Genomic DNA, 8,040 nt, shown 5'->3' on the forward strand with positions numbered 1-8,040 from the left:
AGACACTTCATAGCCGACTATATTCTGGCATGCACTGAAAATTCCTTCCTTGATAACTTTTACATGTCCACACCATTCCTGCAGGTACCCTATCTTGTAAAATTCGACAGAATTCACGGAATATTGATTATCTCCAAGTCCTCCCTGGGCTTGACCATGGATGAGGAATTCATCCGTTCAATGATTGATGCTAAAAATCACCAGGCCATGGTTCCGAAAAAAACACCGGAACAAATTGATCACGAAGCTCCGGAAATAAGCTTTGAAATGTTGAAAGGTAAAATTCTCCGTCCGTCTTCCATTATTACCCTTAAAGAAAATGATGAGCATCCGATTGCCAAACCTGCTCTCCCGGGTTTCAGCGCAGATCTCCGGTATTTATCCTACATCGATGATTTGTCGTTTGAAGCTGTCGTTTATGAGTTGATTGAACCGGAAGCGAGGCTTATCAGTGCTGTCGGACCGGGTCCGGAAGAAGACAAGATGTTTCTGGGACCGGGTATTGGTGATACCCTTTTCATGTTTTTCAAGCAAATGAACATCATCAATCCGATGTTCTTTTCCAATGTTATTGTAAACGACACATTGATCATATCCGCTTCTTTACCAAAGATTTACTGGGAAAACAGAGAAGCGGAACACATTGCCTGTTTTAACCAGCAAGCTTATCTATACAAAAATATTGAAAGCGGGAAGGTAGAACGGGTGTTAACATTGCCTGCAGCCCCGGATACAACGTTGGTTGCCAGCCATACAACAACCTTCTTTTCGAACAACGGCAAGCTGATGTTTCTTTCCGTCAGCAAGGGCTGGCCGGTTTCCGGATCAGAAAGCCTTAACTGGAATAACACCAGGGAAAATCCCTTCCTGGAAAGCTTTTATGACAATGCACCCTTGCTGGCTATTTATGATATTCATGGGAACTTTATCCGTTATTTCGGTTCTCTTACCTCCTTTGAAATTCAAAACCGCCTGGGTTACACTCTGGCAACCCCATTGATCCGCCAATCGGATGATGTTTATTGGATCGTGAACACCCACAGTGGTGATATGAGGGGCTATACAAATATTTACGAAGATCAGCCAGAATATTCAATTAAGCTATATGAAGTAAAGTCCCCGGAAAATCCGCCTGATCCTGAAAAAGCCCCCCTGGATTATATCAAATTCCAGGTTGATCATTTACAAAAAACAACATTGGACATATTCGCAGACGATCAGATCATCTGGCATATACTTAAAGACGGTGACATGATTTTTCTGCAGGAACTTGATTTTGATGGAAAAATTCTTGATCAATGGCTATTCCCTAATGTTTATGAAGACATGGAGGGGACAACATTTCGTTTGTTCAGAAAAGATGGGAAAGTCATTGTAAAAGGCATCTTCGAATCACCGGAAAAGACCTGTGTACTGGAATTCTCCCCGGAATATACTTCTTCATTGGAATAATCCATAAACGGCGGTCCGGGCTTCCTGCTTTTTTATACTTTTGCCCAAACCCCGGAAAATGGAAGTCCTGACCAACGTTGGCCCCGTAATATTGATTGCAATAGCCGGCTTCCTTCTGAAGAAACTGAACATCTTCCGGAGGGAGCACGGGGATTTCCTGCTTATGATGGTGTTCTACCTGACCCTTCCGGCTCTTATTTTCGATTCTTTCCTGAACATTAAGCTTGATCTCAGGTTCGCGTACCTTCCAATGATCACTGTAATTCTGATTATTGCCATGTACCTGATCTCCCTTGCGGCCACAAAGATTATGAAGCTTCCCGGGAAAACCGCCGGGACCTTTATTGTGGGAACCATGATCCTTAACAATGGGTTTTTGTTTCCTTTTATTTATGCGACATACGGTGATGAAGGCATGGCTCGCATTTTAATCTTTGATTTTGTTAACGGGTTACTGGCTTTTTCCTGGGTTTATTATATTGCCTGCCGTTATGGTGAGAACGGCCAAAACCGCCGGGTTCTTCTTCGCAAACTGCTGTTTGCCCCTCCCGGATGGTCCATTATCATCTCAATAACCTTAAACCTTCTGGGATATAAGCTACCCTTGATTCTTGCCGAAACATGCGATATCCTTGGTGAAATGACCGTCCCATTGATCATGCTGGCACTGGGTATTTACTTTTCGCCACGGCTTGTCAGGCCATGGCAGGCAATGGCTGCTATTGGGATACGCATGGGTATTGGTTTCCTGATCGGTTATTTCTTCGCAGAACTGCTGACACTGGAGGGGCTTACCCGCACAGTCGTTATTCTGGGTGCTTCCGCTCCTATAGGATTTAACACGCTTACATTCGCTTCCATGGAAAAACTCGACCGTGACTTTGCAGCAAGCCTTGTTTCTTTCGCCATCCTCGCCGGAATGCTTTATGTTACTATATTCCTGACTATCAACGGCTAGAGAATTGCTGAAATGGAAATACAAAGCTGATCTTGAATGCCATATTCTCAAACGACTTTTTAAACGAATACGGCCCCCAACGGTAGAAACCGCCAACACCAACAGTATATAGCCTTAAATTCAGAAGGTTGTTTATCAGGAATCCGGATTCATAATAACCCAGTTCCATGGTATTATAGGTTATATTGAAATGATTTGCCTGATTATTCAGGTTACCGAAAGCAATATTTGTCAAAACAGCAAATTCCGGGGCAAATTTCTCCGTGCGGATTAAGAGGTTCCCGAAATCATGTGTAAAGTAAAGGGCTGCATAGCGGTTCGAAAGGAACTCATTCATACGCATGGTGGCAAAACTGTTTTCCGCAAATATCGTAAAGGTTCGAAAGCTGCCGTTGCCATTGTATAGGTTACACTCAGGAAGGTTGCCGTCGATATACCCGGCCCGGAGTTGAAGACTTGTCTCTCCCAGGTATTTAGTGTAAAACGATTTCTCTACTTTTACATCCACCCTGTTGTACTCGAAACCCCCTTCCAGGAAGTCGTTGAATCCCCGTGTATACTGCACCCAAAGAACAGGATAGTCAGTCCCTAATGAAATAGCTGCCCTTGGAGTTTGTATTATCTTTTCCCTGAAAGCAAAACGCATGCCAAGTGTGAGGTCGGTAAAACGGTAATTTTCCAGGAAAAGGGCTGTTCCTTGAGACGAAACTCCATACTCATAATCTCCCGCTGCCTGCTTGGTATAGCGGTTCAAGCCAACAAACCAATTAAAATGGTTTAACGTCCTGAACGACAACGACGCCTCATAAGACTCGGTAATATTCTTCCTTTTGATCAGGAATTGTCTGAAATTGTCGGGACGAAGCAGACCGGACCGGTCATCAAAAAAACTCACACCACCGCTTTCCACAACGTCGTTGAAATAATCCAGTCTGAGTTTGACATTGCGCTGCCGGTAGAGGTTGAGATCCAATGTGCCTCCGTATTTTGCCCTTTCATCCTTGAAACCGTAGCCCCAGTAACCGCCAATGCTGAAAAAACGCGAAAGCTTCTCGTTGGTTGAGGCCCCAAGTCCCAGATATACTCCCTCATAAGGATTGTACCGGAAAATCTTATCCAAACGGATATCGAAAATCTTCCAGGGGATGCTTCCCTTTACAATGGTTTCCAGCGATTTAGCAAGCCTATCGAACTGCGCTTCTTTTCCAATACTGTCGATAAACTCATATGTCCTCAGATCCATTTCCGATAGTGAATCAACCCGGTAACCGGCCCAGAAATCTTCCTTTCTGGAAGTTGCGTTCGGATCAACATCCACACCCAAAACCCCTAACTGACGCCGGATTATATCCGGATTCAGCTCAATATCACGAATATAACTCTTGCCTATTCCTACCAATCCAAAAGAATTGCTATCAACGCTAGCCTGGATATTCCGGAAGATCACATCTGTATTCAACTGTACAGGAAACCATTGTTCTCCGTTAATGTGTTCATAAAGCTGCTGTACACGCAGATTAAACCCTCCTCCCATGGTAGCAGGCTCCGCACGGACATTCTGAATGGCCCAACCATTGGTGTTGATCATTAAAACCCCCTTCAGTCCGTCAAAATTGGTATTCAACAATGGCCTGAAGGAAATGATAAAGACAGTGTCGTTTATTCCTGAATACGTTGTGTCTTCAATCTGAAAGTAGTATTTCTTAGTACTTCCCTTGCTTATTGGATTTACGTAATTCATATTCGCGATACGGATCATTTCGTTATAAAACGAGGTGGACTGTATCTGTGAAATCAGGAAGACGAAAATGGGATCCTTGAATCCTGAAACTTTTGTCGCAATTACATTCTCATAATTCCGGTCGGGATGAAGAAATTTTCGCTCCGAAACGGTTTCCATGATAAAGATATTCTTATCGCTTATAAAATCAACCAGCTCCTTCCCTCCGTCATCCAGTGAGGTTGTGTCGATTTGCCGAAGACTGTCAGCCTTTTCAATAGTGAAGATCATTTTATCGTAGGAAGTATACGAAAACGACTTCAATTTTTCAGGATCGTTCTTATCACGGTTGTCAATCACGTTGTTAATGATCCGGTGAGCCGGATTAATTCCCGGAAATATCTGCACTTCATGAAGTTCCACCGATAAGCGCTCCAATCCAATACGAAGCTTATCGGTTCTTCCCCCTTCTGCATACCATGTTTGAGGGTAATATCCAACATAACTAAATTTCAGGACTTCAATAGGTTCAAAGGATTTCAGATCAAAAGCCCCGTCAATGTCAGATGTTCCACCTTGCTGACCATCATTCATCAGAATATTGACAAAAGCAAGAGGTTGACCGGTCCCTGAATCAAAAACCTTTCCTTTTACAGTGTATTCCTGTGACCTGCCCAGGAAGGGTAATAAAAGAAAAGCATAAAGCAATAAAGCAGGAAATCTCTTCATGAAATGGAATTACTATGATACTAAACAGCAAAATACTTCTCAAGTTCAATCAGGGTGGTCGGACTTTTTTGTAAATCGTGAACCACCTTCCCTCTTTCCAGGATGACGATACGCTGACATACTTCAGAAATATGATTGAGATCGTGACTGGAAATCAGCATGGTGATTTGCTTTTCCTGTTGAAACTCGTTAAGCATCCTGACAAGACGGATTTGTGTGCTGGGATCCAAACTGTTAAACGGCTCATCCAGTATGAGTACCTTGGGATCAGCAATCATAGATGCTGCAATTCCAACCTTTTGCTGATTCCCGGCTGATAAATCGCGAATGTATTTGTTTTTCCCAAGCACTTCCTGGTTGAAAAAGTCTCCAAAACGCAAATAAAAATCCTGAAGGTCACCTGATGAAAGTCCATTTATATCAGCCAGGAATTCAAAATACTCTTCCGGAGTCAGAAAATCGATCAGGAATCCTTCATCAAGGTAGGATCCTGTGTAATTCTTCCATTCCACGCTGGCACTGACTTCCAACCCATTACTAGTCACCGATCCGGTATTTGCCCTGATCAGGTCAAGTATCAACCGGAAAAAAGTAGTCTTCCCCGCCCCGTTATTACCTACCAGACCGAAACTTTCACCTTTCTTTATTTCCATTTCGGGAATATCCAGCACTACTGTACCGGCGTATTGCTTGCTAAGATTTTTTACTTCTATCATATTCTTAAAATCTGTTGATTACTTTTCCCTGAATCCTTCAGCTATACTGTACCGTTGCTTCCTGAACTTCTCATATACAACATTCAGGAAAGAACGGTAAAATAGCAAACCTACTATCCCAACCAGTCCGATGAATGCTATCCCCAGGTAAGGTCTGTTTGCCAGGGAAAATGGCAGATAAACCAATACCGGTAAAAGGAACGCAGGAATCATTGCCAGCCAGTTGGAAGCCCCTATGCCCTGATAGTTGAAGGCTGAACCCCTCGACATATCCATTCGTTTACGGTTATATGTCGACATGTACAACAAAACAAACGAAAGTATGCCAATGTTATAAAAGAAGGCTGCTGTGTTGATGAGCAGAATATGCGTACCATAAAACACATAAGGGATGGTGAGCACATAACAAAAAGATGCAATCAACAGGGAATTGATATATTTCATCCTGAAATATTGTCTGAAATCAACCCGGTTGGCAAGAAGCCCGTCGAAATGATTGCTCTCATAAGCCAGGGCATAATTATCGTAATTAAGCATCATCCCTCCTGTCATGAAAACCCCGACAAAGATGAGCATACCGTTCAGACTCCGGTATTCTTCCTGCGGGTAGAAAAAGAAACCATACAACAGGAAGATGGGCAACATATATACAATGGTTCGGGTTCTCTTATTTCTCCAAATCATTTTCAGATCAAGAGCCAGCATAGTACCAAAATACCCCAGGCTCTTAAAGTATTGTATCCTCGAAATTCCATCAACCCGTTCGGTCTTCCGGGTTATGACCTCCTCCGGATAAAGTCTTTTTTTTAGAAAATGGTAATGCAGGCAATATCCTGTAAACAGCCAAAGCAACGCAATAATTACAGTCCAGGAATGGACGAGAAATAACCCGAAAAAAGCAGCAGACAGAGAACCTATATTGATCAACCCGAAGTAATCAAGAAGCGCCAGTGTTATCAGTATCAGGCTGGCTATACCTACAATTCCGGGTTTTGATCCAATGGCTCTCTTCAGATAGGTTGCCATAAAATTATTCCCCAGTACCATGATAATAATCGAAAAAAACCATATTGTAGCCTGAACTCCGCCAAAATGAACCGATACAGAATTAATCACAAAAGGTATCAAAACAAACAATGGAAGGAAATTAAAAAACCCAAGCAAGGTTCGCAAAACCATAAAATGAATTATCGAACTCTTTCTTATGGGCAGATGCAAATAAGCCTCTACTTTCATTTTGGGCAAACCCTGTATGAAATACCTTATCATTAAGTCCGCCATAAGATAATAAAACAATATCCCGTTAAAAACAAACACCGGGTTACTGTTGGGGTAAAGCTTCAAAAAAATCTCATTTAGAAACAATCCCAGGGCAAGCATGTAAACAATCAAAATAAAAATAAAGAAACCAATGAGGATACTTACTCCGGTATTTTTCCCAAGGTTTGGAGAGCGTAAGTATTCCTTACGTAAATGACCAATAAACCACTTTACCATCATCTTTTCCGATTTTGGGCTAAAGTTATCAATTTTCCTGCTAAGGAAACAAAATGCCTGCAAATCAGTATAAAGAGTTGCCAGGAGTTTAATTTTTTTAGTAACTTTCGTCTGAAAAACGGACAGTATATGTCCGTTGTTGAACATTGAAAAAACACCAGCGTTGTAATATCAGGATGGACAAATATATTTACCCGTATTTCGATAAACACAGAAAGATTGTTCTGGAAAACCTCGAACATTCCAGGCAGGCGGATAATATTGAAGCCATTCATGATCTGCGGACCAGCTTTAAAAGGATACGAGTAATCATACGATTTGCCGAAACTCTCAGCAAGGGAAGGATAGATGCATCCTTTATCCTCCGGCAATTCAAGGTGCTATATAATACTTCGGGCCGGGTGCGGGATATACAGGTGCACCGGCAATTGCTGAATGATTACGAACAACTCCTGAGCACCTCATTTCCAGAATACCAGATATACCTTGAAAGACAGGAAAGAAAGGCCCAAAAGAAATATCTGAATGTATCTCTTGAGTACAATCCGTTTTTTTTGAACAGCCTGGATGACATCCTCCGAAACAGGCTGAAGCATGTCAGGGAAAGGTCGGTGATCGTCTGCGCCAACCGAATGGTGGAAGCCCACGTCAAATCAATTCGTTATCTCTTCTATGATTTTAATGAAAAAATCCGTTTCCATAACATACGAAGGCATCTGAAAAACATTGGCTATTTGAATAACATGCTCAGCGGAGCTATTGAGGTTGATGAGTATTTAAACATTAGCAGGGACAGGCTCAATGAACTGGGCACCATTCTTGGCGAATGGCACGATAAGGTTAACGCGGTGGGATTCCTTGAACGGTACAGGCAATCAAAAATTAAAGTTAATCTTCTCCTGGGAAAAGTTCTCGAAGATAAATACCATGACGAAGTAAGGATACACCAAATTTTAAAAGAAGAAATA

At 42.2% G+C, this 8,040-nt stretch carries 6 protein-coding genes; 3 read left to right on the forward strand and 3 right to left on the reverse strand.

Annotated elements, in window-relative coordinates:
• Positions 1 to 1,452: hypothetical protein (locus KKA81_01520; protein MBU2649587.1), on the forward strand; the 1,452-nt coding region annotated here is incomplete at its 5' end.
• Between the two features lie 58 nt (positions 1,453 to 1,510).
• Positions 1,511 to 2,410 carry an AEC family transporter gene (locus tag KKA81_01525; GenBank protein MBU2649588.1) on the forward strand — a complete coding sequence of 300 codons (900 nt, stop codon included), beginning with the start codon at positions 1,511 to 1,513 and terminating at the stop codon, positions 2,408 to 2,410.
• On the opposite strand, the gene KKA81_01530 is transcribed toward KKA81_01525, so the two are convergent.
• The 3 genes from KKA81_01530 to KKA81_01540 are packed head-to-tail and all read right to left on the reverse strand — an operon-like array spanning position 2,400 to position 7,075.
• Entirely contained in the window at positions 2,400 to 4,859 is a 2,460-nt protein-coding gene (locus KKA81_01530) for a DUF5686 and carboxypeptidase regulatory-like domain-containing protein (GenBank protein MBU2649589.1), read from the reverse strand. The genes KKA81_01525 and KKA81_01530 overlap by 11 nt on opposite strands.
• 20 nt (positions 4,860 to 4,879) lie before the next feature.
• Complete coding sequence (locus tag KKA81_01535; GenBank protein ID MBU2649590.1) at positions 4,880 to 5,575, reverse strand: ABC transporter ATP-binding protein; 696 nt, start codon at positions 5,573 to 5,575, stop codon at positions 4,880 to 4,882.
• An 18-nt stretch (positions 5,576 to 5,593) separates the two neighbouring features.
• Positions 5,594 to 7,075: a hypothetical protein gene (locus KKA81_01540; protein MBU2649591.1), complete on the reverse strand. Its 1,482-nt coding sequence runs from the start codon at positions 7,073 to 7,075 to the stop codon at positions 5,594 to 5,596.
• Between the two features lie 173 nt (positions 7,076 to 7,248).
• Between KKA81_01540 and KKA81_01545 the strand changes: the two genes are divergently transcribed.
• The coding region (locus KKA81_01545) for a CHAD domain-containing protein (protein MBU2649592.1) at positions 7,249 to 8,040 on the forward strand (792 nt) is incomplete at its 3' end.

It is taken from the genome of Bacteroidota bacterium (assembly GCA_018831055.1).
Taxonomy (GTDB): Bacteria; Bacteroidota; Bacteroidia; order Bacteroidales; family B18-G4; genus M55B132.

What these genes read in the sequence shown, in the direction of transcription:
- KKA81_01525 (MBU2649588.1), top strand. Translation starts at nt 1,511, where the DNA reads ATGGAAGTCCTGACCAACGTTGGCCCCGTAATATTGATTGCAATAGCC.
- KKA81_01530 (MBU2649589.1), bottom strand. Translation starts at nt 4,859, where the DNA reads ATGAAGAGATTTCCTGCTTTATTGCTTTATGCTTTTCTTTTATTACCC.
- KKA81_01535 (MBU2649590.1), bottom strand. Translation starts at nt 5,575, where the DNA reads ATGATAGAAGTAAAAAATCTTAGCAAGCAATACGCCGGTACAGTAGTG.
- KKA81_01540 (MBU2649591.1), bottom strand. Translation starts at nt 7,075, where the DNA reads ATGATGGTAAAGTGGTTTATTGGTCATTTACGTAAGGAATACTTACGC.